The 25,553-nt window shown below is 66.2% G+C and carries 17 protein-coding genes, 1 pseudogene and 1 riboswitch; of the genes and pseudogenes, 6 read left to right on the top strand and 12 right to left on the bottom strand.

Going from position 1 to position 25,553, the window contains the following annotated elements; genetic code table 11:
• Positions 1–125: 125 nt before the first annotated feature.
• Positions 126–3,686, bottom strand: coding sequence for a hybrid sensor histidine kinase/response regulator (locus tag CA260_RS03815; RefSeq protein WP_111981096.1), 3,561 nt, complete (start codon positions 3,684–3,686; stop codon positions 126–128).
• Positions 3,687–3,891: 205 nt separating this feature from the next.
• Between CA260_RS03815 and CA260_RS03810 the strand changes: the two genes are divergently transcribed.
• Genes CA260_RS03810 through CA260_RS03800 form a run of 3 tightly spaced genes read left to right on the top strand, consistent with a single transcriptional unit; the run spans position 3,892 to position 5,614 of the window.
• Positions 3,892–4,482 carry a YceI family protein gene (locus tag CA260_RS03810; RefSeq protein ID WP_338065714.1) on the top strand — a complete coding sequence of 197 codons (591 nt, stop codon included), beginning with the start codon at positions 3,892–3,894 and terminating at the stop codon, positions 4,480–4,482.
• On the top strand, positions 4,479–5,057 hold the full coding sequence (locus CA260_RS03805; protein WP_111981094.1) for a cytochrome b: 579 nt from the start codon (positions 4,479–4,481) through the stop codon (positions 5,055–5,057). Before CA260_RS03810 ends, CA260_RS03805 begins: the two co-directional genes overlap by 4 nt.
• Positions 5,057–5,614: a YceI family protein gene (locus tag CA260_RS03800; protein ID WP_111981093.1), complete on the top strand. Its 558-nt coding sequence runs from the start codon at positions 5,057–5,059 to the stop codon at positions 5,612–5,614. The genes CA260_RS03805 and CA260_RS03800 overlap by 1 nt, the downstream gene beginning before the upstream one ends.
• Before the next feature lie 130 nt (positions 5,615–5,744).
• On the opposite strand, the gene CA260_RS03795 is transcribed toward CA260_RS03800, so the two are convergent.
• Positions 5,745–5,987: a glutaredoxin family protein gene (locus CA260_RS03795; RefSeq protein ID WP_172461710.1), complete on the bottom strand. Its 243-nt coding sequence runs from the start codon at positions 5,985–5,987 to the stop codon at positions 5,745–5,747.
• A gap of 201 nt (positions 5,988–6,188) precedes the next feature.
• Here CA260_RS03795 and CA260_RS03790 point away from each other — a divergent pair, with 201 nt between their 5' ends.
• Positions 6,189–8,354: a TonB-dependent siderophore receptor gene (locus CA260_RS03790; protein WP_111981091.1), complete on the top strand. Its 2,166-nt coding sequence runs from the start codon at positions 6,189–6,191 to the stop codon at positions 8,352–8,354.
• Between the two features lie 48 nt (positions 8,355–8,402).
• On the opposite strand, the gene CA260_RS03785 is transcribed toward CA260_RS03790, so the two are convergent.
• Genes CA260_RS03785 through CA260_RS03765 form a run of 5 tightly spaced genes read right to left on the bottom strand, consistent with a single transcriptional unit; the run spans position 8,403 to position 16,063 of the window.
• The gene (locus CA260_RS03785; RefSeq protein ID WP_111981090.1) at positions 8,403–9,314 is read right to left on the bottom strand and encodes a MurR/RpiR family transcriptional regulator; all 912 of its coding nucleotides are present in this window, start codon (positions 9,312–9,314) and stop codon (positions 8,403–8,405) included.
• A gap of 10 nt (positions 9,315–9,324) precedes the next feature.
• A complete protein-coding gene (locus CA260_RS03780) occupies positions 9,325–10,647 on the bottom strand; it encodes a peptide MFS transporter (RefSeq protein WP_111982987.1) in 1,323 nt (440 codons plus the stop codon).
• 24 nt (positions 10,648–10,671) lie between these two features.
• Positions 10,672–11,694, bottom strand: a complete 1,023-nt coding sequence (locus tag CA260_RS03775; RefSeq protein ID WP_111981089.1) for a dipeptide epimerase — start codon at positions 11,692–11,694, stop codon at positions 10,672–10,674.
• A 15-nt stretch (positions 11,695–11,709) separates the two neighbouring features.
• Complete coding sequence (locus tag CA260_RS03770) at positions 11,710–13,704, bottom strand: serine hydrolase domain-containing protein (protein ID WP_111981088.1); 1,995 nt, start codon at positions 13,702–13,704, stop codon at positions 11,710–11,712.
• Positions 13,705–13,735: 31 nt separating this feature from the next.
• The gene (locus tag CA260_RS03765; RefSeq protein ID WP_111981087.1) at positions 13,736–16,063 is read right to left on the bottom strand and encodes a TonB-dependent receptor; all 2,328 of its coding nucleotides are present in this window, start codon (positions 16,061–16,063) and stop codon (positions 13,736–13,738) included.
• A gap of 330 nt (positions 16,064–16,393) precedes the next feature.
• Between CA260_RS03765 and CA260_RS03760 the strand changes: the two are divergent.
• Positions 16,394–17,775: pseudogene (locus CA260_RS03760) on the top strand (L-serine ammonia-lyase).
• 111 nt (positions 17,776–17,886) lie between these two features.
• On the opposite strand, the gene CA260_RS03755 reads toward CA260_RS03760, so the two are convergent.
• Positions 17,887–18,894, bottom strand: a complete 1,008-nt coding sequence (locus tag CA260_RS03755; RefSeq protein ID WP_111981086.1) for a tetratricopeptide repeat protein — start codon at positions 18,892–18,894, stop codon at positions 17,887–17,889.
• Between the two features lie 249 nt (positions 18,895–19,143).
• Here CA260_RS03755 and CA260_RS03750 point away from each other — a divergent pair, with 249 nt between their 5' ends.
• Complete coding sequence (locus tag CA260_RS03750; protein WP_111981085.1) at positions 19,144–20,751, top strand: APC family permease; 1,608 nt, start codon at positions 19,144–19,146, stop codon at positions 20,749–20,751.
• A gap of 154 nt (positions 20,752–20,905) precedes the next feature.
• Here CA260_RS03750 and CA260_RS03745 read toward each other — a convergent pair whose 3' ends face one another.
• The 4 genes from CA260_RS03745 to CA260_RS03730 all read right to left on the bottom strand — a co-directional run bounded on the left by CA260_RS03745 (position 20,906) and on the right by CA260_RS03730 (position 25,389).
• Positions 20,906–21,991 carry a homoserine dehydrogenase gene (locus CA260_RS03745; RefSeq protein ID WP_111981084.1) on the bottom strand — a complete coding sequence of 362 codons (1,086 nt, stop codon included), beginning with the start codon at positions 21,989–21,991 and terminating at the stop codon, positions 20,906–20,908.
• The gene (gene metB, locus CA260_RS03740; protein ID WP_111981083.1) at positions 21,988–23,178 is read right to left on the bottom strand and encodes a cystathionine gamma-synthase; all 1,191 of its coding nucleotides are present in this window, start codon (positions 23,176–23,178) and stop codon (positions 21,988–21,990) included. Before metB ends, CA260_RS03745 begins: the two co-directional genes overlap by 4 nt.
• A gap of 37 nt (positions 23,179–23,215) precedes the next feature.
• Positions 23,216–24,244, bottom strand: a complete 1,029-nt coding sequence (gene metX, locus CA260_RS03735; protein ID WP_111981082.1) for a homoserine O-succinyltransferase MetX — start codon at positions 24,242–24,244, stop codon at positions 23,216–23,218.
• An 88-nt stretch (positions 24,245–24,332) separates the two neighbouring features.
• Positions 24,333–24,447: riboswitch (SAM riboswitch) on the bottom strand.
• 150 nt (positions 24,448–24,597) lie between these two features.
• Positions 24,598–25,389, bottom strand: a complete 792-nt coding sequence (locus CA260_RS03730) for a hypothetical protein (protein WP_111981081.1) — start codon at positions 25,387–25,389, stop codon at positions 24,598–24,600.
• Positions 25,390–25,553: the final 164 nt, after the last annotated feature.

Here is a 25,553-nt window from a genome sequence, read left to right as displayed (position 1 = left end):
GCGTCCGTTTTTTGTGGGAGCGCACCTTGTGCGCGACAGGCCTACGGAGCGGTGATGCCGTCATTCCGCGGTCGCGCACAGGGTGCGCTCCTACAAGTGGTGCGAAGGTGCGCGTCGAGAGGCTCCTACGAAGTCGCCTCGTCCGCGCGTGCGGCCAGTTGTTCGTTGATCGCATCCAGCAGTTGCTCGCCGGTCAGCGGCTTGCGCAGGAAACCGTCCATGCCTGCGGCTTGCGCGCGGCTCTCTTCGTCGCCGCCGGAGCGGGCGGTGATCGCCACGATGGGGACGTGCTGTCCTGCTTCTTCACGCTGTCGGATCAGGCGCGCGATCTGGAAGCCGTCGATGCCCGGCAGGTCCAGGTCGAGCAGGATCACGTCGCAGGGTGCGGAGGCGAGTTCGGCCAGTGCGGCCAGGCCGTTGCCGACGTAGTGCACGACGTGGCCGGCGCGTTCGAGCAGGCCGCGGATCACTGCGGCGACGATGGCGTCGTCTTCCACCAGCAGCACCTGCAGGCCGCGTCCCCGCGGAGCATCGCCCTGGATGGCCGCGGCAGGCACCGGCTCATGCGCTACCGACAGCGGCAGGCGAACATGGAAAGTACTGCCGAAGGCAACCTTGGATTCCAACTCGATGCTGCCGCCCATCATCGCCACCAGTTCGCGGCAGATCGCCAGGCCCAGCCCGCTGCCCGCGCGACGTTGCGGGCCGGTCACCTGCTCGAAGCGCTGGAACAGACGCGTCTGGCTCGCCTCGGGAATGCCCGGGCCGGTATCGATGATGCTGAAGCGCAGGCCCTCGTCGGTACGGCGCACGCGCAGCGTGACGCCGCCGCGCTCGGTGAACTTCAGCGCGTTGTTGGCGAGATTGAGCAGCACCTGCTTGATCCGCAAGGCGTCGCCGATCATGCGATGCGGCAGATCCGGCGGCATGTCGATGTCGAACCTCAGGCCCTTCGCGCGCGCCTGCCCCAATTCCAGCTGGGCGACGTCCTCGACCAGCGTGCGCGGATCGAACGGCGCGCTTTCCAGTTCCAGCTTGCCCGCTTCGATGCGCGCGAGATCCAGCGCATCATTGAGCAGCTTCAGCAGCATGCCGCCGGATCGCTGCATGGCTTCGGCGTACTCGCGCTGCGTGGCGCTCAGCGGCGTGCTCAGCAAGAGTTCGGCCATGCCCATCACGCCCGTCATCGGCGTGCGTATTTCATGGCTGAGCGTGGCGAGGAATTGCGTCTTCGCCGCGCTCGCCTGCTCGGCCAGGCGGCTGCGCTGTTCGGCCAGCTGGATCTGGTGGCGCTGCGCGAGTCGTCGACGCCAGGCCTTCAACGCAAGCCAGACGAGCAAGGCGATCAGCAACGCATAGCCGCACCACGCCCACCAGCGCAGCCACGGTGGCGCCTGCACATGGATCTTCAGCGGCGATGACAGATGCGACCACAGGCCATCCGCACCGGCCGCCATCACGTCGAGTGTGTAGTCGCCATGGCCGAGTCCCGCGAAATCGCGTTCGCCCCGGCCACCCATGTCGACCCATGCCGCGTCGAGGCCCGAGAGGCGGAACCGGTAGCGATTCGCCGCGGGGTCCACGTACGAGAACATGCGCGCCTCGATCACCAGCCCGGTGTCCCGCCAACCCAGCGACAGTTCGCCGGAGGACGGCATCGGCATGTCCTGCACGATGCCGTGGCGCCGCACGCTGATGCGGCTGATCGCTACCGGCGATGGCGACACGTGCTCATCGATGCGGTTGGGATTGAACGCCATCACGCCACCCAGCGTCGGCGCGTAGATGGTGCCGTCGCTCATGCGGCTGAAGCCGCGCAGGAATTCGCCGTTGCTCAAGCCGTCCTGCAGACCCAGTTCGTGGAAGCTGCCATTGGAGGGATCGAAACGCCACAGGCCATCGCGCCCGAAGATCCACACGCGGCGATGCTGGTCCACCGCCAGATCCACCACGTTGATGGATGGCCAGCCATGCGCGGCATCGACCTTGCGATCCAGCACGAGCGCATCGCCCGCGTAGTGATAGAGCTCCAGCCCGTCGGGACGCGCCAGCCACATGCCGTCGTCGGTGAAATCGAAGGCATCCACCGCGCGATGGTTGTCCACGCCGGGCACGGGTTCGAAGTGGTCGTGGCTGCGATCCAGGCGCATCAGGCCGCCGTCGCTCGCATACCAGAACGCGCCGCGTTTCAAGGTGATCTGGCTGCCCCAGCGCGCTTTTTCCTGCGCGGGGAGCACGGGCACCGGCGTGATGTCGAGGGTGTCCTGGTCGATGCGGAACAGGCCTTCGCCGAACGTGCGCGCATACAGCTTGTCGTCCGGCCCCGGCTCGACCTCGAGCGGATGCTTCAGGCCGTGGGCGCCGAGCGGCACCTGGTCCAGCTTGCCGTCGACATAACGGAACAGCGCGCCCTGCACCGTCACCCACAGGCGACCCGGCCGGTCTTCGGTCATGCCCAGCACATCGCCGCGCAGGCCCGACAACACGTGTTCGACCTTGCCGGTGGAAGGCATCAGCCGGTCCACCCGGCCGCTGCGTTCGCCGACCCATACCGAGCCGTCGCTGCCCCGGGCGACCGAGTAGGCCACCGAGTCGCGCAGGCTGCTGTCGTCGTCGGGAATGTGCGTGAAGCGGCTGACGCTGTTCCAGCCTGGCGCGAGGTAACCGACGCCGCCGTCGAACAGCGCGATCCACAGGCCGCCTTCGTTGTCCGGTCGGATCTGCCACACCCAGGTGCCGGGCAGGTTGCCGTGCAGTACCGGCTGGTTGGTGACGGCCCGGATCGGCCCGTCCCTGTGTTCCTGCAGGTAGAGGCCGCGCTGCGTGCCGATCCACAGCCGCCCGGCGCGATCGCGCGTGCTGCTCAGGATGTTGGTCACGGGCAGTTCGCCGCGGCCGACCTGTCGCGCGATGTCGTCGGCGCCCACCACGAACAAGCCATATGACGAGGCGATGCGCACTTCATCGCCCTCGCCCTCGATGCGCCACGCATCCAGCGGCTGGCCCGGTTCCGCCGCACGGATCAGGTGGAACTCGCCGGTGTCATCGCGGCGGAAGATGCCGTTGTCGCTGCCCACCCACAGCTGGCCGCGCGCATCCACGAACAATGCGCCCACGACGCCGAGATCCTCCGGATGCGAACCGGTGACGACGATGTGGTCGAAGCCGCGGCCGTCCTGGCGCATGCGATCCAGTCCCTGGGCCGTGCCGATCCACAGCGCGCCGTCGCCGGTCTGCGCAAGGCTCCAGGCCTTGTCGCTGGCGAGACTGGCCGGGTCGTTGGCGTCGTGGCCCCAGTGGCGGAAGGTGTTCGACCGCTCGTCGTAACGGTTGAGGCCAGCCTCCAGGCCCGCGGCCCACAGACGCCCGCCGTGATCGAACAGCAGCGAGGAAATACCGTTGTTGAACAGCGATTGCGAATCGCCGACCACATGGCGGAAAACCTTGAAGTTGACGCCGTCGTAGCGCGCGATGCCGCTCTTGGTGCCGAACCACATCACGCCGTCGGGTGCCTGCACCGCCGTGTACACGCTGCTGCTGGGCAGGCCCTCGGCCGTGCCGTAGCGGCGGAACTGCGGCGTCGGCAACGCGGCGCTGGCCGCCACGGGCGTGGCCGGCGAAGCGGCGGGCGCGGCAACGGGCAGGCCTGCAGACAGGAACGCACTGAACAGCAAGGACGGCAGCATGATCTCCCCCGAGAGGGTTCGATCATGCCAGAGCAACGATGTCAGAACGAGGGAAAACACGCTCCGAAAGCGCTGACGCAACGACATAAACAGGCTGTTAAGGGCCGCCTGCGGAAACAATCCGTTCCAGGATGGCCGCTGGCGCCTCCTGCACGGATCATCCAGACTTCCGCCCATGCGCCTCTTCCGCCCCATAAGACGGTTCGTGTTCGTCATCGCATGTGCCTGCCTGCCGCTCGCAACCTTGCAGGCAGCGCCGGCCACTTACCGCTATGACACCACGCATAGCCAGATCGTCTTCAGCGTCGACCACAACGGCTTTTCGCGCCCGTTCGGCCGCCTGCACATCGCACGCGGCTGGCTGCGTTTCGATCCAGACGACTGGAGCCAGTCGGCGACCGAGCTGGACATCGACCTGGACAGCCTGGACATGGGCGATGCCGCCTGGAACGACGCCGTGAAGAAGCCCGCCTTCCTCGACGTCGCAAAAGGCCGTTACGCGCATTTCGTCAGCACCTCGGTGGAACGCAAGGACGACACGCACGGCGTGCTGCGTGGCAACCTCACCCTGCGCGGCGTGACGAAACCGGTGGAGCTGGCGTTCACCGCCAACCGTCGAGGCACCACGATCTATGGCATGCACACCACGGCGGGGTTCTCCGCCACGGCGACGCTCAACCGCGATGATTTCGGCATGACATCCAATGCCAACTCGGTCGGCCACGGCGTGAGCGTGTGGCTGGAACTGGAAGCCGTCCAGGACGACAAGGCACAACCCAACAAGGAGTCTCCATGAGCCTGCGCAGCAACGACCGCCAATGGGGTTCGGTCGCGAAATTCCTTCACTGGGCCACCGCCCTGCTGATCATCGGCAACGGCATCTTCGGCCTGATGATGGACCTGGCCAGTTCGCCGATGCAGAAGATCAACTGGCTGGCGCTGCACAAGTCGATCGGCCTCACCGTGCTCGCGCTGCTCATGCTGCGGCTCGTGTGGCGCCTCGGCGATCGCCGCCCGGCGGAAGATCCGGCGCCGCGCTGGCAACAGCTCGCCGCGCATGGCGTGCACCTGCTGCTGTACGTGCTGATCGCCGCCATTCCGTTGAGCGGCTGGTGGTTCAACTCCGTTACCGGCAAGCCGCTGCAGTTCTTCAAGATGTTCAACCTGCCTGCGCTCGGCGGCGCCAATCCCGACCTGCGCCATCTCTCCCACAGCATCCACGAGAACCTGTTCTGGATCCTGGTGGCGTTGCTGGTGCTGCACGTCGGCGGCGCGCTGAAGCATCACCTGCTCGATCGCGACAACACCTTGTTGCGCATGCTCCCCTTCCGCCGCCTGCGCAACAACGCCCCTTCCCAAGGAGAACGCTGATGACCTCCCTCAAGCTTGCCGTCCCGCTCCTGCTCGCCTTCGCCCTGCCGGGTTTTGCCAGCGCCACCGACTACACCGTGCAACCGGCCAGCAGCAAGCTCGGTTTCAGCGGCACGTTCCAGGGCCAGGCCTTCAACGGCACGTTCGGCAAATGGACGGCCAATATCAGCTATGACCCGGCCAAGGTCGCCACCTCGAAGTTCGACGTGGAGGTGGACCTGGCCAGCGTGAAGACCGGCGACAGCGACCGCGACGGCGCACTGCCCGGCGCCGATTTCTTCAACGTGGCGAAATTCCCCAAGGCGCACTTCGTGACCACCGGTTTCCGCCAGAACGGCGCGGAGGTGATCGCGGACGGCAATCTCACGCTGCGCGGCGTGACCAAGCCGGTGAGCCTCAACGTGACGTTCAAGTCGCAGGGCGCTGGCGCCACGCTCGACGTGAGCGGCACGGTCAAGCGTCTGGATTTCGGCGTGGGCGGTGGCGAATACGCCGACACCTCGGTGATCGGCGCGGAGGTCAAGGTCAACGCGCATCTGGTGCTTGCCGCCAAGTAAGCGCTTCGCCTTCGATGATTGATATCCGGCGGGCCCGCGTGGCTCGCCTTTTTGTAGGAGCGCACCCAGTGCGCGAAAAGTCTACGGAGCGATGACGCCGCAACGTCGCGGTCGCCCACTGGGTGCGCTCCTACAAGGGCGGCGTCGTTCCTGCCAGGAATTGCCGCACGGCCGTCGCATCGAACGGCCAATCGAGTTCGCGACCGTCCTGCTGGTCGCGCAGCACCGGCACCCTCGTGCCGTAGCGCACCTCCAGCGCTTCGTCGTCATCGACCCATACGCTGTCGAAATCCGGCGCACGCGCCTCGGCCATGACGGCCAGCGCCTGATCGCACAGGTGGCAGTAGTCCCGCTGGTAGAGCACGTATCGCATCGACATAAGCGGCGGACGATACCCCAGCGCCGTCGTGGATCGCGAGCCCGGCGCCGGCCGGTCAGCCCCCGTGGCATCTCGTCATCCCGGAGACTGGTCAACTCAAATGATAATAACTATCATTTACTAAATGGGGCCCAGCCATCGCCATGCCCTCGGCGCATCAGCGCCGAACTCCGATACCAACAAAGGGCTACCTCGATGTCTTTCCCCGCCTCGCTCACGCGACGCCATCCCCTGCGCTGCCGTGCCGTCGCACTCGCTTTCGCGCTCGCCGCTCCCTTGTCCCAGGCCGGGGATGCCCCCGACGCGCCCGATGCCGCCAAGGTGAAGAATCTCGAAGGCGTGCAGGCCACCGCCACCGTCACGGGCGATGGCGACTCCTACACCACCAAGGCCACGGACAGCGCCACACGCCTCTCGCTGTCGATGCGCGAGACGCCGCAATCGATGAGCGTGGTGACACGCCAGCAGATGGACGACTTTGGCCTCAACAACATCAACGCCGTGCTGGACAACACCACCGGCGTCAACGTCGAGCGCGTGGAAACCGATCGCACCTACTACAGCGCGCGCGGCTTCGACGTCACCAACTTCCTCATGGATGGCGTGGGCCTGCCGTTCGCCGATGGCAACCAGCAAGGCGATATCGATACCGCCGTCTACGAACGCGTGGAAGTGCTGCGCGGCGCGAACGGCCTGCTCTCCTTCACCGGCAATCCGTCGGCGACCATCAACTTCGTGCGCAAGCGTCCCACGGCGGATTTCCAGGGCGACGTCGGCGTGACCGTGGGCAGCTGGGACAACCGGCGCCTCGACGTCGACCTCTCCGGACCGTTGAACGAGTCACACAGCGTGCGTGGCCGTCTCGTGGCCGCCGACCAGGACACCGACAGCTACCTGGACCGCTACAACCTGCGCAAGCAGGTGATCTCCGGCATCGTCGATGCGGACCTCACCAGCAGCACGCTGCTCACGGCGGGCGTCACCTACCAGAAGAACAAGACCCACGGCGGCATGTGGGGCGCGCTGCCGCTGTACAACACGGACGGCACCGCCACCGACTACGACCGCTCTACCAGCACTTCCGCCGACTGGTCGCACTGGAACATCGCCGATACGCGCAGCTTCGTCGAACTCACGCAGGAGCTGGGCAGCGAGTGGCGCCTGAAGGCCGCGCTCAACTATCGCCGCGTCACCGAGGACAGCAACCTGTTCTACGTCTACGGCACACCGGATGCGCAGACGGGGCTCGGGCTGTTCTCCTATCCGTCCGCCTACGACAGCACCGAGAAGCAATACGTGGCGGACCTCTACGCCACCGGCCCGTTCGATCTCGCGGGGCGTCGCCATGAACTGGTGGTCGGCGCGAACTGGGCGAAGGATGACGTGCACCAGCTCTCCGGCTACGGCGTAGGCATCGGCACGCCGCTGCCGCCGTTGGGCGAGTGGACCGGCAACTATCCGATGCCTCCGTTCGATGCCTACTACGGCAACGGTGATTTCCACATCAAGCGCAAGAGTCTCTACGCCACCGCGCGCTGGAGCCTTGCCGATCCGCTGACGCTAATCACCGGCGCCAGCCTCGTCCACGTCGAGGAAACCGGCGTGAACTACGGCACGCCAAGCAACTATCGCAAGACGGAAACCACGCCGTTCGTTGGCGCCGTGTACGACCTGTCGAAGAACTACTCGCTGTACGTGAGCTACGCCAAGCTGTTCAACCCGCAGACGCAGACCGACGTCAACAACAAGGTGCTCGATCCGGTGACGGGCGCCAACCTGGAAGCGGGCATCAAGGGCGAGTGGTACGAAGGGCGCCTCAACGCCACGTTTGCGCTGTTCCGCACGCGTCAGGATGGCCTCGCCGAGTATGCGGGCCACAATCTTGCGACCAACCAGGACTACTACACCGGCATCGACGCCACCGCGAAGGGCTTCGAATTCGACGTGAGCGGACAGCTCACCGACCACTGGCAGTTGAGCGGCGGCTACACGCAGCTCGGACTGCGCGATCCGGATGGCGCCAATGTGCGCACCTACGTACCGCGGCGGACCTTCCGCCTGTCCACGGTCTATCGCGTGCCGGCACTCGAAGGCCTTCGCGTGGGCGCAACGCTGCGCTGGCAGGACCGCATCTACCGCGACCAGCAGGACGTCGCGCTCGATGGCAGCGAGATCTACACGACCCAGGGCTCCTACGCGGTGATTGGCCTCATGGCCGGCTACGACTTCAACCCGCACTGGAGCGCGACGTTCAACATCGACAACGTCACCGACCGGAAGGTCATCACAAGCCTCTACTGGTCGCAGGGCTTCTACTCGGCACCGCGCAATTACATGTTGAACGTGCGCTACCGCTTCTGAGCGTGCCGTACGCAAGGCGGGAGGCGGGGCTTCCCGCCTGGCGCGGCCCTACTTGGTGGACTTCGATGAAGGCCGCGTGCCCTTGCGCCGACCGTTCGCCGTCGCGCCCTTCTTGTCGACATCGGTGTTGTCGCGTTCCAGGTAGCCGGCGAAGTGTTGGCGAAGACGGTTGATCTCGGTGATGCGATCCATCACGTCACCCTGCTCCTGCACCATCGCCGTGGTCAGCAGGCTGAACAGGCTCGTGTACGCGCTGAAGCTGTGCCACGCGCGATCGGCCTGGATCATCAGTACGTTCGGGGTCAGCTCGCGGGCCCAGTAGCACTCGGTGTCGGTGATGAGCACCAGCGGGATGCCGCGCTCCACCACTTCCTCCGCCAGCGTGCGGAATTGACGGAAGTAACGGCGCATGTCGATCAGCACCACGCAGCTGTTGCGCGTGGAATCGAGCAGCATGTCGGCATACGCGCCATCGATGCCCGAGTTGAACGAGACGTGCGGACGCACCTGCTGCAGCATCGCGGCAAAGCCCAGGCCTAGGAAGGTACCGTGATGGAAGCTCGACACCGTCACGCGGTCGGCGGAGGTCAGCAGCTTCACCACCGACTTCCATTCCTTCGTGCCCGCGAGCGCATGCGTGCTGGTCAGCGCACGGATCTCGGCATGGAGATGCCCGGCCAGCGGATCGGCATCGCGCGATTTCTCCACGTCCTTGTAGAGGTGGCGCCATGACGTGTCGGTGCGCAGCTCTTCCTTGAGATCGTTGACGCCTTCGTAGCCGAGGCTGCGGAAGAAGCGCCCCACCGTCATCTGGCTGACGCCGACGCGCTTGCTCAACGAGGCGGCCGTTTCGAACGGTACGTCGCGCATGTTCTGCAGCAGGTAGCTGGCGATCTTCTGTTCGGACGCCGTGAACGTTTCCCAGCGGTCCTTGAGCTTTTGTTGGAGATCCTTGGTCATTGCCGCCTGCTTATCGGGAAAGCACCATGGCTGCGCTCGCGTCCTCGCGTGTTTCAACGTGGCCCAGGCGCAGGCCTAGGATATACAAAAGCGCCGCCGCCAGCCCTGCCACCAGGCCGATCAGCACGAAGAACCAGCCATGCGTCAGGCTGCTCCAGAGCGTGCCCAGCGCACCGGCCAGGAGGTTGCCGAAGAAGCCGGCGAAGAACCAGGTGGCGATGCTGGTCGCGCGAAACCCTTCCGGCGCCATGCGGCCGAACAGGCCCAGGCCGATCGGCAGGATGTACAGCTCGCCCAGCGTCATCATGATGAACCAGCCCAGCAGCCATACCCAGCTGGCGCGCGTGCCGTGCACCTCCGACCAGGCGGCGACGGCAGCGAGAATCAGGTAGGACGCGCCCACCACCGCCGCGCCAAACGCCATCTTCTTCAGCCATGGCGTTTCGATACCGCGCTTGGCCAGGCGCGCCCAGCGGATCACCAGCAGCGGCGTCGCGGTGAACACTACCAGCGAATCCAGCGACTGGAACCACGTCATTGGAATGCTCCAGCCCGCCGTCACCTGGCGATCGACGCCTTCGCTTGCCCACAGCGCGATGGTATTGCCCACCTGTTCGTAGGCGCCGCGAAACACCACGACGATCGCCGCCACGGTGATGAGGAAACCAAAGCGCTGCATCACCGCGCGATCCACCGGATGCCGCGTACGAATGGCCGCCTCGCTTCGCACAGGCTCCGGCGGCAGGTAGCGACTGCCGCCCAGATAGATCACCAGCGACAGCAGCATGCCGAGGCCGGCCGCGGTAAAGCCCCAATGCCAGCCGAACGCTTCGCCCAGCGTGCCGCACACCAGCGGTGCCAGGAACGCGCCGAGATTGATGCCGATGTAATAGATGTTGTAGGCGTTGCCGGCACGCGGATCGTCGTGCCGGTAGAGGCCCTCGATCTGGCTGGCGAGGCTGGGCAGGAACAATCCGTTGCCGAGCGCGATCGTCGCCAGCGCCGGATAGAACAACGGCTCGGACGCCATCATGAAATGGCCCAGCGCCATGGTGGCGCCGCCGATGACGACCGAGTTGCGCTTGCCCAGCCAGCGGTCCGCGACGATGCCGCCAAAGACCGGCGTGAAGTACACGAAGGCAGCGTACACGCCATAGATCAGCGACGCATGCTCCTGGCCGATCCTCAGGTGCATGGTCATGTAGTAGACCAGCAACGCGCGCATGCCGAAGAAGGAAAACATCTCCCACATCTCGGTGAGAAACAGGATGCTGAGGCCGGCCGGATGGCCGAACCAGTTGCTTTCCCGTGCCGGAACTTCCGCTTCGGACATGCGCGACATCACTCCCCTGCCGGCTTACGCATCGACGGCGATGGCGCCGCCCCAGACTTCTTCCGGGCACCAGATGCGCCCGTCTTCGTAACGCACCGCAGGCTCGCGGTCCGACACCAGGAACAGTGGCCCATCGAGGTCGACCACCATGCACAAGGCGCCGACCACGAAGCCCGGCCCCATCGACCACGACGTGCCACCCATGTTGCCCACCATCAATTTGAAGCCCAGCTCCTGCGCGCGCCTTGCGAGGATCAGCGCCTCGGTGAGACCGCCGCACTTGTCGAGCTTGATGTTGATGACGTTGACACGGCCGACCAGTTTTTCGAGATCGCGATGGTCCTGCACGCTTTCGTCGGCCGCGAGCGGAATGGGGCTGTCGACGTCGTCCAGCCATGCTTCCTTGCCCACCGGAAACGGCTGCTCGACCACGGCCACGCGGCTTTCCACCAGCGCAGGCAACAGCGACGCGAGGGTTTCCGGCGTGAAGCCCTGGTTCGCGTCCACCATCAGCCACGCGTCCGGACGGACCGCGCGCACCGCACGCACGCGATCCGCATTGCGATCGTCGTCCGTCAGCTTGAGCTTGAGCGCGCGTGCCTGCGTGTAGCTGCTCGCGCGCTCGGCCATCGCCTCGGGCTCGTCGGCGCCCACGGTGAACGTGGTCAGCAGCGGCTCGGGCGGGTTCAGCCCGGCCAGCTGCCACACCGGCTTGCCTTGCTGCTTGGCTTCGAGATCCCACAATGCGCAGTCAAGCGCATTGCGCGCGCCACCAGGCGGCAGCAGCGTCAACAGCTGCTGCCGCGTGATGCCGCCCTCGATGATGTCGCGCAATGCCTCGACCTGCCGCAGCATCGAAGGCGGCGTGTCCTGGTGGTAGTACACGCCGAGCGCCTCGCCGTGCCCCACGTGGCCTTCGCTTTCCAGCCGCACCACCAGCATTTCGTTGTGGGTGAAGACGTAACCGGTGATGCGGAACGGCGCGGTCATTTCGACCCGCTCGATCGACGCCGTCAGCTTCACCCGCTTGATACCGTGCGTTGTCATCGACGACCTCCCGCCTTAGAAACGCACGTTGAAGCTGACCATCCCGAACGCCAGGATGAACCACGCCAGGTACAAGGCCGCGAGGCCAAGCAAGGTTTCGCCCACACGCACCCACAGGCTGCGCCTCGCCAACTGCCAGTTGCGCACGGTGTGGAACAGCACGGCCAGCGCACCCACCAGGGATACCGCACCCAGCACGTACAACAGATAGAACCAAGGCGTCGCCGAACCACGCAGAAGCAGGTTTTCGTCGGCCGAGATCGCGACGATCATCAGCACCCAACCCAGCACGTCGGCGAACAGCAGCAATGCACCGACGCGCGACCACAGGCGGCTGCGGCGAAGCTCGTGGGTGATCTCGAACGAGCGGTGGTAATGACGGCGCATCCACGCACCCAGCCACCAGAACAGCAGCGCGCCCAGCACCACGACCAGCGAGAGACTGGCCCACAGGCTCACCGAACCCATGCTCTTCGCCGCCGGCACGCGGTTGAACACGAATACCGGCGAGATATGGTCCGTCGCCCAGTACTTGATGTTGCCGTTGGCGTCGGCGATGAAGTCCAGCTTGCGCTGGCCGTTCTCTTCGACGTAGTGCAGCGGGCTCACTTCCCGCCAATGCAGCGGCTTGCCGGCGTAGTCGCTCAGCGCGGCGATGGTCAGCGTGCCGTCCGGCATCGCGTTGACCTGCATCTGGCCGAGCAGGTTGAACGGACGCAGCGCACTCAGGTTGACGCGGCTCGACTCGTACCAGCCCGCCACGCGCGCGGCATCGGCCTTGGCGGATGCGATGGCCGGCTGATCCTGCAACGGATGCGGGAAGTAGCGGTCCAGGAACGCGTAGAAGATCGCGCCACGAATCGTGTGTGCGCCGCCCACTTCACTGCCGAGGCTGTTGAACGACATGAAGATGCCAACATCCTTGTCCAGCAGCAGATGCAGGTCGCTGTGGAACACTTCGGTGTCGCCGCCATGGCCGATGATGCGCAGGCCATTGCGGTCTTCCTGGTAGAAGCCCAGGTCGAATCCCACCATGCCCTTCGACGCGGTGTATTGCTGCGAGTGCATCAGCTTGGCGGTGTCTTCCTTGAGGATGCGCGTGTCGCCGTAACGGCCGTTCTGAAGCTGGGCGATCATGAACTGCGCCATGTCGGTGCCCGACGAGCTGAGCGCGCCGGCCGGTGCCGGATCCACCCATTCGAACGGCTGCGCCACGCCATCGGACGCGGTCTTGTAGCCCTTCGACATCAGCGGCGCGAGCGCCGAAGGCAGCGGCTGGTCGAACGACGAGTGCGTCATGTTGAGCGGCTGCAGGATGTGCTTCTGCACGTAATCCTCGAAGCGTTCGCCGGATACGCGCTGCACGATGTAGCCGGCCAGGCCGCAACCGTAATTGGAATACGCCACCGTTTCGCCCGGCGGAAAGATGCGCGCCGGCAGGTGGCTCTTGAGGTAGCGCTCGATGTTCACTTCGTCCGACGTGGCCGGCAGCAGGTCGCGCGCCACTTCCTCGAAGCCCGCGGTGTGCGTCATGAGGTTGCGCAGGGTGATCGGCTTGCCTTCGTACGGCGGGATCTTGAAGTCGATGTAGTCGTTGACGTCGTGATCCAGGTCGACCTTGCCCTGCTCGACCATCTGCATCACCGCCGTCCACGTGAACAGCTTGGACGTGGAGCCCGGGCGGAACAGCGTGGTTTCCGGCGAGACCGGCTGACGCGTCTTGAGGTCGGCGTAGCCGTAGCCGCGCGAGAACAGCACGTTGCCGTCCTTCACCACGGTGATCACGCCGCCGGCGATATCACCGCGCTGGATGGCGAATGGCACGAGGCCATCGAAGAACGTGGAGAGATCTTCGTTGGTCAGCGCGTGCGCGGATGTGTCCTGGCTGGCCGGCGCGGCCGGCATTGCCTGTGCCGGCTGCGCCGGTGGCACGGTCGGCACCTGAGCGAAGCTCAGTGTCGCCGTTGCGCAGGCAGCCAGCGCAACCAACCGTTTGACTAGGTGCTTCATGGAACGCTCCAAGTTGGATGCGGGGAATGGCTCAAAGCTCGACGCTCGCCGACACGCCGATGGTGCGCGGCGTCTGGTAGGTGGCCTGGAAGGGGCTCGCGATGGGGTCCAGCGTCTCGCTGCTCATGGCGGTGATGCCGTGCTTGTTGCCGAGGTTCTTGGCGTAGAGCGAGAAGGTCCACTTGTCGACGTTGGCGCCAAGGTGCACATCCACGCTGGTGAAGCTGGGCAACGTGAACTGCGGTGCCGGCACGGTGTTGAAGTCCGACTTGCGCGAACCGACGTAGCTGACGTTGCCGCCCACGAAGCCCGACCAGCCCGAGCCCAACGGGAAGTTGTAGTCGGCGCCGAGGTTCGCGTTCCACTTCGGCACGTACGGCAGGCGATCGCCGTTGTAGCCGTACAGGCCGCCGGGCGGCGTGTCGGCGGAGAGTTCCGCCTTGGTGTAGGTGGCGTTCGCCCATACCGTGAAGCCCGCCACCGGCGTGAAGCGCCAGTTGGCTTCCAGGCCCTTGCTGCTCGCCTTGCCGCCGTTGCCGAGGAAGCTGAAGCCGCCCGCGGTTTCGGCCAGCTGGATCTTGCTCCAATCGATGTAGAACACGTCGACGTCGATGCTCATGCGCTTGTCGAGCATCAGCGACTTCAGGCCCAGCTCGTAGCTCACCAGCTTGTCCGCATCGAAGGTCTGCGGCGCGCCGAGTCCCGGCGGCACGCCCACGTTCGGGCCACCCGGACGGAAGCCCGAAGCAACGCGCAGGTACGCCATCAGGTCGTCGCTGAACTTGTAGCTCGGGTTGAACAGATAGGTGACCGGATGGTCGGTGCCGTTCGTGGAAAAATTGCTGTCGCCGGTGAGGATGCCCGTACCGGTTTGCTTGTAGGTCGTCTTGTCGAAGCTGTAACGCGCACCGACCAGCACGCTGAGGTTGGACGTGGCGTGCCAGGTGACGTCGCCATAGCCGGCCCATTCGGTAAACACCGCCGGACCGATCGCCAGGTCGGCCAACGTCGGCAGCGCGATCGGCGCGCCCGTGTTGGCATCGAAGCTCAGCACGCTCTGGCTGTCGGTACTGCGCTCGTGCGTGTAGAACAGGCCGACGCGCCACTCGAGCAGTTGTTGCTCGGGTGATTGCAGGCGCAGTTCCTGCGTGACCTTGTTCATCGACACCGGCTGGTGGATGGAATAACCGCCGGTATCCAGCCCGAACGCCGGATTGAGGATCGGACCGTAGGCGTTGGTGACGTCGGTGTTTTCGTTGAGCCGCACCGTGCCGTAACTCGTGGTGGATACCAGCTTGGCCCAGTCGAAATCCGCGTTCACCGTCAGGTCGTAAAGGCGGTACTTGAGCTTGAGTTCGCCCGTGCTCGCCGCCCTCGCCTGCTTGTTGTCGCCATAGATCGGCTTGAGCGTGTCCGGATCGATATCCACGCCACCGTTGGCGAGGCCATCACTGCTCAGGTTCTGCGCCAGCGCCGCGAACCGCACCGAAACCTTGTCGCTCGGCGTCCACAGCACCTGCGCACGCGCGCCGGATACCTTGGCCTCGTTGACCTCGGTTTTCCCGGTGGTGACGTTGTCGATGTAGCCCGGATCCGTGCGGTCATACGCGTTGACGCGCAGCGCGAGCGTATTGGCCAGCGGGATGTTCACCGTCGCGTGCGCACCGAAACCCGTGCCGCCGTTGTCGACGCCGCTGGTATCCACGCCGATGCGGCCACTGGCCTGCGTGGTATCCGGTGGCGTGGTGACGAACTTCACCAGGCCGCCAAGCGTGTTCGAACCGTACAGCGTGCCCTGCGGCCCACGCAGCACTTCGATGCGCTGCAGGTCGTACGGATCGATGTCCGGCGTAAGCAGGCTGCCGAGCGCGTAAACGGTGCTCGATCCATACGGCGCATCATCGACATACGTGCCGACGGCTGCATTGGGCTGCCCGCTGCCGGACGTGATGCCACGAAGCACCAGCTGCGTCTGGCCCTGGCCGGTGGAGATGGTATTGAGGCCGGGAATCTGCGTGGCGTAATCGGCGAAGCTGGTCGCGTTCTGGCGCTCCAGCTGCGGCCCTGCCATCACCGAAACGCCCATCGGCACGTCCTGCAGGCGCTCGCTGCGCTTGTTGGCGGTGACGATGACGGTGCCCAGTTGTCGGGCCGATGCCTCGGCGGCCGATGTCGATGAAGCTTGCGCCGCATCCGATCCGGCCTGCGCGGCGGCATCGCCGCCTGCCGCGTCGGTACTTGCGGCTGCCACGGGCATGCCGGCATCGGGCAGCGCCATGGCACAGAGCGGGCCCATCAACACGGCGGCGATGGCCGAACAGATACAGCGACGGCTGAACTGCGTACGACGAAGTTCCATCACGTTCTCCCCCCGGAGAGTCAGGTACTCGCCCCTACAGTGTTATCAGTATACCATTTTTGTGTCAATGGTATTTGTATACCTTAACGCTGCGTGGCGCCGGCGACGCGCAGCACGCGATATGGACGTCCGAAACGACTTGGGTCGCGCACTGCCGTTGCGTCATGCAGGCGAATGCGAGGCACCGATGGAACGCGCACGCGCCGTTCAGCAACGCAAGCACGCCGAACCATACGCATGCGCACCGATGACATCGCTGCGGCGCGGCAAACATCCGTTGGCAGGCCGCGTAGAATGTGCGGTTCTCCCCGCCCACTCCGCGTGTTTTCCATGGCTGTCAGCGTATTTGACCTGTTCAAGATCGGCATTGGCCCCTCCTCCTCGCACACCGTCGGCCCCATGCGCGCCGCGGCGCGCTTTGCCGAGCGCTGGCTGGAAGAAAAAGGCGTGCTCGATCGCGTGACGCGCGTGCGCGCCGAACTGTACGGCTCGCTGGCCATGACCGGTCGCGGCCACGGCACCGACAAGGCCGTGCTGTTGGGTTTTGAAGGCGCGCATCCGGACACGGTCGATCCCGACCAGATTCCGGAGACGCTCTCGCGCATCCGCACCACGCATCGCCTGCGCGTGCTGGGCAAGCACGAGATCGACTTCGAGGAAAAGCGCGACCTGGTCTTCAACAAGCGCCAGAAGCTGCCGTTCCACACCAACGGCATGCGCTTCTCCGCCTATGACGCCGAGGGCCACGAGCTGGCCACGCGCGATTACTACTCGGTCGGCGGCGGCTTCGTGGTCAACCACGACGAGGCGGCCGAAGACCGCATCGTGGCCGACACCACCGAGCTGCCCTATCCGTTTTCCACCGGCGACCAGATGCTGGAGCTGTGCCACAGGCACAACCTCTCCATCGCGCAGCTGATGATGGAGAACGAGAAGGTATGGCGCAGCGAAGCGGAAGTTCGCAGCGGCCTGCTCACCATCTGGAAAGCCATGCAGGATTGCGTGAACCGCGGCCTGCGTTCGCCGGGCGTGCTGCCGGGCGGCCTCAAGGTGGCGCGCCGCGCGCCGGCCATGGCCGCGGATTTGCGTGACCAGCCGGAGGCCTCGCTGAAGGACCCGCTGACCATCCTCGACTGGGTCAACCTCTACGCGATCGCCGTGAACGAGGAAAACGCGGCGGGCGGCCGCGTCGTCACCGCGCCGACCAACGGCGCGGCCGGCATCATGCCGGCGGTGCTGCACTACTACCACCGCTTCTGCCCCAAGTCGGACGAGAACGGCATCATCGACTTCCTGCTCACGGCGGGCGCGATCGGCATCCTCTACAAGGAAAACGCCTCGATCTCCGGCGCCGAAGTGGGCTGCCAGGGCGAAGTGGGCGTGGCCTGTTCGATGGCCGCCGGCGGCCTCGCCGCCGTGCTCGGCGGCACGCGCTGCAGGTGGAGAACGCCGCCGAGATCGGCATGGAACACAACCTCGGCCTCACCTGCGATCCGGTCGGCGGCCTGGTGCAGATTCCCTGCATCGAGCGCAACGCGATGGGCTCGGTGAAGGCCATCAACGCCAGCCGCATGGCGCTCAAGAGCGACGGCAAGCACCGCGTCTCTCTCGACAAGGTGATCGCCACCATGCGCGACACCGGCCGCGACATGAAGGATAAGTACAAGGAAACGTCGCGCGGCGGTCTGGCGGTGAACGTCATCGAGTGCTGATGCGCTGGCGGATTACCCGCCAGCCCGGGCTCTTTCCCGCCGTTTGTTCCCGACGTCATCCCGGCCATGGCCGGAATGCGATATCGGCGATCTCTTCTGCACAGGGTCCATTTACGGACCCGGCGGTGCCGCGGGCAGCTTCGCAGCGTCGGCATCCACCCGCGCCTTCAATTGCGCCAGCTGCGCCGGGGTGAGCTTGGCCGCCGCCTTGGCGAGATAACCGCCCGCGCTGGCCAGCCCCTGCTGGCTGTCCATGCGCTGTGCGATCGAAATCTGGTACCAGCCTTCCGCCAGGTTCTCCGCCACGCCGACACCTGTTACGTACGCCACGCCCATCGCGTAATGTCCTTCCATGGCGTTGCCCGCCATGGCCTTGCGCGCCAGCGCCACGCCGCGTGCCGCGTCCACTGGCACACCCTCCTTGCCGGTGATGAACAAGTAGCCGAGGAAGCCAGCGGCCTCAGCACTGCCCGCATCGGCGGCAGCCTGCAGCCAATGGACACCGGACGTGGAGTCCTCTCGTCCGAACGCATCGGAGAAGTACAGCTTGCCGAGGGCGACCTGGGTATTGACGTCACCCTTCTGCGCCGCCGTCGTGAATAGCTTCTCGGCCAGCGCAGGGTCCTTGGGCAGACCCCACTTTCCCGAGAGCCTCGCCATGCCCAGCACCTCGAAGCCCTTGGGCGAGCCCTTGTCCGCTGCCATCTGCGCCCATTGCATGGCTTCCTTCTGATCACCACCGGTCGTGGCCAGCAACATGGCCAGCGCGGCCATGTGGTCGGCGTCCTGGCTGATGTTCACGCTCTGCCGCAGCCATTCGAGGCCAGCAGGAACATCGCGTGCGGTGCCGGTGCCCGCCATGAGGGCGAAGCCGAGGCGCCAAGCGCCATCCGCACTCCCGGCCATCGCCGCCTTCCGGTACCACGCCGTGCTGGCCGCCTTGTCCGCAGGCGCGCCGTCCTCTTCCAGCGCACGGCCCAGCTCGATCTGAGCCTTCGCGTCGCCGGCCTCGGCGCGTTTCTGCAACGCCTCGCCCGCCGCATCGCCGGAAACCGCCGTCGCGGGCATCGAGAGTGCGGCCACCGCCACCATCGCCACCAGCCACGTCACGCGGATCATGGAGCGCCCTCCTTCATGGAGAACCCTGATACTAGCGGGCCTGCCGATCGCGGCCAATTTGCGTGTCGCCGGAAGGGCTCGACCGTGCGCCGCCGTACCGTTTCATTCGTCGATTCAATGACCTGCCTGCTGCGCTGCGCCACGACTCATGACTCCTGACGGGCTGACAGGCGCCGGACCGGTCTGTCATCATCCCGGCCTTGTGTCGCCCAGGTGGCGGCTCGTTGATCCACTGACCTGGGGACCTGCATGTCTCATTCCTCGATCCGGCGCGATGTCGGTCCGTTCGCCCTCATGCTTACCGGCCTGGGGTCGATCATCGGCTCAGGCTGGCTGTTCGGCGCCTGGCGCGCCGCCGGTCTGGCCGGCCCCGGCGCCGTCTGGGCGTGGGTGCTCGGCGCGGCGATCATCATGACCATCGCGCTGACCTACGCCGAACTCGGTGCCATGTTCCCCGAGTCGGGCGGCATGGTGCGCTACGCGCGCTACTCGCACGGCTCGCTGGTGGGCTTCATCAGCGCATGGGCGAACTGGATCGCCATCGTCTCGGTGATCCCGATGGAAGCGGAAGCCTCGGTGCAGTACATGGCCTCGTGGCCGTGGCAGTGGGCGCAGAACCTCTACGTGCACATGGCCGACGGTCACGGCGAGCTCACCGAGCCCGGCCTGATGATCGCGGCCGTGCTGGTGCTGATCTATTTCCTGCTGAACTTCTGGAGCGTGAAGCTGTTCGCCCGCTCCAACACCGCCATCACCGTGTTCAAGCTGGTGGTGCCGGCCGCCACCGGCCTCGCCTTGATCGCCAGCGGCTTCCACACCGAGAACTTCTCGGTCGGCGTGCACGGCGATGCGCACGCGATCGATTTCGCCGCCGTACTCACCGCCGTGGCCACCGCGGGCATCGTATTCAGCTTCAACGGCTTCCAGAGTCCGGTGAACCTCGCCGGCGAGGCGCATAACCCGGGCAAGAGCATTCCGTTCGCGGTGATCGGCTCGATCCTGCTCGCCACCGTCGTCTACGTGATCCTGCAGGTGGCCTACCTCGGCGCGGTGCCGCCGGAGATGCTGGCCAAGGCCGGCTGGCACGGCATCGACTTCCGCTCGCCGTTCGCCGAACTCGCCATCATCGTCAACCTGCACTGGCTGGCGATGCTGCTGTACGTCGATGCCTTCATCAGCCCCAGCGGCACCGGCATGACCTACACGGCCACCACCGCCCGCATGATCTACGGCATGGAGCGCAACGGCACGATGCCGAAGATCCTCGGCCGCATCCACCCGAAGTGGGGCGTGCCGCGTCCGGCGATGTGGTTCAACCTAGCCGTTTCCTACCTGTTCCTGTTCAAGTTCCGCGGTTGGGGAACGCTGGCTGCGGTGATCTCGGTAGCCACGATCATCTCCTATCTCACCGGTCCGGTAAGTGCGATGACGCTGCGCCGCACCGCGCCGAACCTGCATCGTCCGCTGCGCATCCCGGGCCTGCCGATCCTCGCGGGCGTCGCCTTCATCATGGCGACGGAGCTGCTGTACTGGGCGCGCTGGCCGCTGACCGGCGAGATCATCCTGCTGATGGTGGTCGCGCTGCCGGTGTACCTGTTCTACCAGCTCAGGGCGAACTGGCACGACTTCGGTCGCCAGCTCAAGGGCGCCTGGTGGTTGATCTTCTACCTTCCCGCCTTGGCCCTGGTGTCGTGGCTGGGCAGCGCCGAATTCGGTGGCCAGGGCTACCTGAGCTACGGCGTGGACCTCGCCGTGGTCGCCATCATCGGCCTGGTGTTCTACGTGTGGGGCGTGAAGTCCGGCTGGCGCACGCCGTCGGTGGAAGAGGCGGAAGCGAATCCGCACGTGCACGACTGATCGCACGGCCCTTCGGGAAAGAAAAAGACGCGCGGTGTGAGCCGCGCGTTTTTTATTGGGCGATGAGGTAGTCGCGCATAAGGTGCGCTCCCACAACAACGACGCAGATCTTCTGTAGGAGCGCACCCAGTGCGCGATTCAAGCCGCGCTACGCTCACGCCAGCGCGAGCACATCCCCCAGCAACGCCTGTGCTGTTACCTCCGGCCCCGCACCGGGCCCCTGGATCACCAGCGGCTGCGTGTTGTAGCGCGTGGTGCTGAGGGCGAACTGGTTGTCGGTGCCGTAGAGGCGCGTGGCCGGATGGTTGGCCGGTACCTCCACCAGGCCCACGCGGGCACGGCCGCGCTGGTTGAGGCGCGCGAGGAAGCGCAATGCGCCGCCGCGCGCTTTTGCTTCGGCATGACGGGCCGCCAGCGGCTCGTCCAATTCTTCCAGGCGCGCGAGGAAGGTTTCCACATCCACGCCACGCAGGCTTTCCGGCACCAGGCTTTCCACTTCCACTTCGTCGGGACGCAGTGCGAAACCCGCGCAGCGCGCGAGTATCAGCAGCTTGCGCGCGACGTCCTCGCCCGAGAGATCGGAACGCGGATCGGGCTCGGTATATCCCAGTTCGCGTGCACGACGCAGCAACGCCGAAAACGGCTGGCTTCCGTCGTACTGGTTGAACAGGTACGAGAGCGAGCCGGAGAACACGCCTTCCAGCGTGAGCAGCGCGTCGCCGCAATGACGCAGGCGGCGCAGCGTGGAGATCACCGGCAGGCCGGCACCCACCGTCGCCGAATCGCCGTAGCGGCCGCCCTGCGCCAGCGCTGCCTGCAGCGCACGCCAACCCGGGAGATCGCCCCCGGCAAGGGACTTGTTTGCGGTCACCACGTGGTAGCCACGCGCCAGCCATTCCGAGTGCCGCGAAGCGAGCGTGCCGCAGGCGGTCGCGTCGATGATGACTTTCACTGCCGCATCGTTCGCGTCCAGCGCGGACAACAACGCCGCATCGTCACGCACGTCGCCATGGCTCTTCAGCTTCTCGCGCAATGCGCGGTCGGCCAGCAGTTCGGCCTGCGTCTGCTGACGGCGCGAATTGGCCGCGCCCACCAGGCGGATCGACGATGCCGCCGGTGTATTGAGCAACTTGAGAAAGGCGCCGCCGACCACGCCGGTGCCGAGCAGCACCGCGGCGATGGACGAGGACGCCTGCGGTTTCGGTGCGATTGCAGCCTCCGCCGCCAGCACCGCGCTCATGCGCTCACCCGGCGTTTGCCTTCACCCACGGCCAGCGCGCGCGACAGCGCTGCATCGAGATCACGCAGCAGGTCGTCGCCATCCTCGATGCCCACCGACAGGCGCAGCAGGCTGTCGGCAATGCCAGCCGCGCGACGGGCCTCCGGCGCCATCGACGCATGGGTCATGGTGGCCGGATGCGCCACCAGGCTTTCCACGCCACCCAGCGATTCGGCCAGCGAGAAGTAGCGCAGGCCATCGACGAAGGCTTCGATATGCGGCACGTCGCCTTCGATCTCGAAGCTCAGCATCGCGCCGAAGCCCAGCTGCTGGCGCGCGGCGAGCGCGTGGCCGGCGTGGCTTTCCAGGCCCGGATAGTAGACCTTGCGTACGGCCGCATGGCCGTCCAGACGTTCGGCGATGCGCACCGCGTTCTCCTGGTGCTGGCGCAGGCGCACGCTCAGCGTGCGAAGGCCGCGCAGGGTGAGGAAGCTGTCGAACGGCGCACCGGTGAGGCCATTGCAGTTGCCCCACCACTTCAGCTGGTCGGCCACGGCCGGGTCACGCGCCACCACGGCGCCGCCCACCACGTCGCTGTGGCCGTTGATGTACTTGGTGGTCGAATGCACCACCACGTCGGCGCCCAGCGTGAGCGGCTGCTGCAGCGCCGGCGAGAGGAAAGTGTTGTCCACCACCAGCAGTGCACCGGCGGCGTGCGCGGCCTGCGCCACGTGGCGGATATCGGTGATGCGCAGCAGCGGGTTGGACGGCGTTTCCACCCACACCAGCGACGGCTTCAACGCGAGGCCATCGGCCAGCGCATGGCTGTTGGTGAGATCGACGAAACGCACCTGGAAGCGGCCCTTCTTCGCCCATGCGTCGAGCAGGCGCCAGGTGCCGCCGTAGCAGTCATGCGCGGCCAGCACCAGCGAACCGGCCGGCACCAGCTCCAGCGCCAGCGCCACCGCGGCCATGCCGCTGGCCGTCACGACCGCGCCGGCGCCCTGCTCCAGCTCGGCGAGCGCTTCCCCCAGCAGATCGCGCGTGGGGTTGCCGCTGCGCGAGTAGTCATACGCACGCTTGTTGCCGAAGCCGTCGAACGCGTAGTTGGTGGACAGGTGCAGCGGCGGCACCACGGCGCCGTGCTGGGTGTCCGATTCGATGCCGGCGCGCACGGCGCGGGTACAGGGGGCGGGGGTGTCGCTCATGGTGAATCTCCGTGCGTGATGCGTATGCGGTATGGGGTCAACAGCCGGCCAGTGCTTCGCGCAGCAGCGGCGCGAGGCGGTCGGTTTCCTTGAGGAAGGCGTCGTGGCCGTAGGGCGACTCGACCACTTCGAGCGTGGCCGGACCATGCAGGCGGCGCTGCAGCTCGCACAGGTCGGCCAGCGGCACCAGGCGATCGGACGGGAAGCCGATCAGCGTGGACGGCGCGGCGATCTGCTCGGGCTGCACGTCATGCAGGTCGATGGATTCGGACAGCGCGAGGAAGCGCTCCACGTCGAAGCGCTCGACGAAGCGGCGACCGGCGTGTTCCAGGTAGTCCTCAACCGGGAAATGGAAGCGGCCTTCGCGGAATTCCGGCGCGGCGGCAAAGCGCTTGGCGAACTCCTCGCTGCCGCGGTAGGTGGTCATCGCCAGCTGGCGAGCGAGCGCCAGCGCCTGCTCGGGCTGGCCGCAATCCTGGCCCAGGCGCACGATGCCGCGCTGCACGGAGCGCTGCGCCGTGGCCAACGGGTGCGGGCGATGGGCGCCCGCCAGCAGCACCAGGCGACCCAGCGCATACGGATGGCGCGCGGCAAACGCCAACGCGGCCATGGCGCCGTAGGAAGACCCGATGAAGGCATGCACGCGGCCGATGCCCAGCGCGTCGACCAGCGCGGCCAGCGCGTCGGCCTGGTCCTCGCTGGATACGGCCTGCACGTCGCCGAAGTCGGCCGGGGTGATCCAGTCGATCGACAGCACGCGGCAGCGATCGAGGTCGACGGGGCGGCCTGCGCCCACCTGGTCCTGCCACCAGCCCGCCGCGCTCTCGCTGTCCAGCGCCACCACGTCACGGGTGGCCGAGATGCCGCCCTGCACGATGACGGTGGGCGCATCCGGCGCGCCGCACCACAGGTAGCGCACGTCCACTTCGCGCGGCGTGCTGCCGTACTTGGGGGTGAGCGTGACGCGGCGGGCGCTGCGCTGGGTGGTGAGGTCCGGCCGCATGGCGCCGGCGGCCGCGACAGAGTCGGACACAGCGGGCGAGACGGGTTGCGGCTGGCTGGACATCTCGATCTTCTCCGGTCGTGGCATCGACCTGCGGACCGGAGAGGAGAGCCGACGCACGGCCGGCGGATGCGCGGGCGGTGCGGTTCTGCCCTCATCTCGCGGCTGGCGCCGTAGCGCCGCCGCAGGAATTGGCACCGTTGCGGAAGGTTCCGCAGGTTGCCCCGGCTTCAAAGGGCCTGTCCCTCAGCCGGTCTCGATGAGTGAAGGAGAATCTACCGGCAGGCGTTGCCGCGTGTCAATAGACGTCTAAACGTCTATGCACCTAGCCATCGACACTTATGTGATGCAAATCGTCGGTTTCGCGTGAAACCTTGCGGCGCCAAGGCCCTGGATGGCCCTGGCGCGGCATCGCGTCACTGCTTGACGGCCTCGAAGCTCATCGTGCGATCGCGCAGCTTGTCGTCGAACAGCACATGCATGGTCTTGCCATCGGCGGACACGGTGGAGGTGAGCACCGCGACCACCTTGCCGTCGCGCTTGTCGGTCTCGACCATGGAATGCTTGCCGGTCTTCTTCACCGTGACGGCGTTGATGCCGGGGTCGCCCTTGTACGGCGCCTCGGTGCCATCCATCTTCGCCTCGTACGACTGCCCCGTCGGCGCACTCATGCTCAACATGCCGGCCTCTTCCTTGTAGGTAATCGCGGTGGCGTTGTCGGACATGTCACCCATGCTTGCCGTGATCCACGAGCCCGACAGCGCATGCGAACCCGCCGGGCCCGCCGCCACCCGCTTCAGTTCCGCGCTGCCGGTGACCGGCGCGCCGTTCGAATTGCTGCTGTCGCTGAATTCGACGTGCGCATGCTTGCCGTCGGGCGCCACGGTGGTGGTCGAGGTGGCGACCACCTTGCCGCCCTTCTTGTCGGTCTCCTTCACGGTGTGGGCATCCACCACCTGCACGGCCATGACGTCGAAGTACGGGTGGCCGGCCACCGGATGGTCCTGCCCGTCGGCCTTGATGCTGACCGGCGGCACGCAGGTCTTGCACTCGTACATGCCGTCCTTGAGCACCAGCACGTCGGGCTTCCTGGGCATCTGCACCTTGCTCATGTCGACCTTCCAGGTACCGTCGAACGGCCCTTCGGCCATCGCCCCGACCGGATACAGCAACAGCAGGCACAGGCCCGCGCACAGTGGCTTGTTCATGGTGATGACTCCCCGGAGTTGGATTGGCCGGGTAATGCCCTTGCCGCAGGCGCGACGTCACTGTCCTTGGGCGCGACTCCCTCCGGACCCAGCTTGACGAACCTACGCCGCACCCGCGGGCCGAGCCATTGGCCGGAAGTGTTAGCGCCGGGGTTTGCCGGGCC

It is taken from the genome of Dyella jiangningensis, assembly GCF_003264855.1.
Classification (GTDB): Bacteria; Pseudomonadota; Gammaproteobacteria; order Xanthomonadales; family Rhodanobacteraceae; genus Dyella; species Dyella jiangningensis_C.
This window is presented reverse-complemented; position numbering and strand designations above follow the sequence as displayed.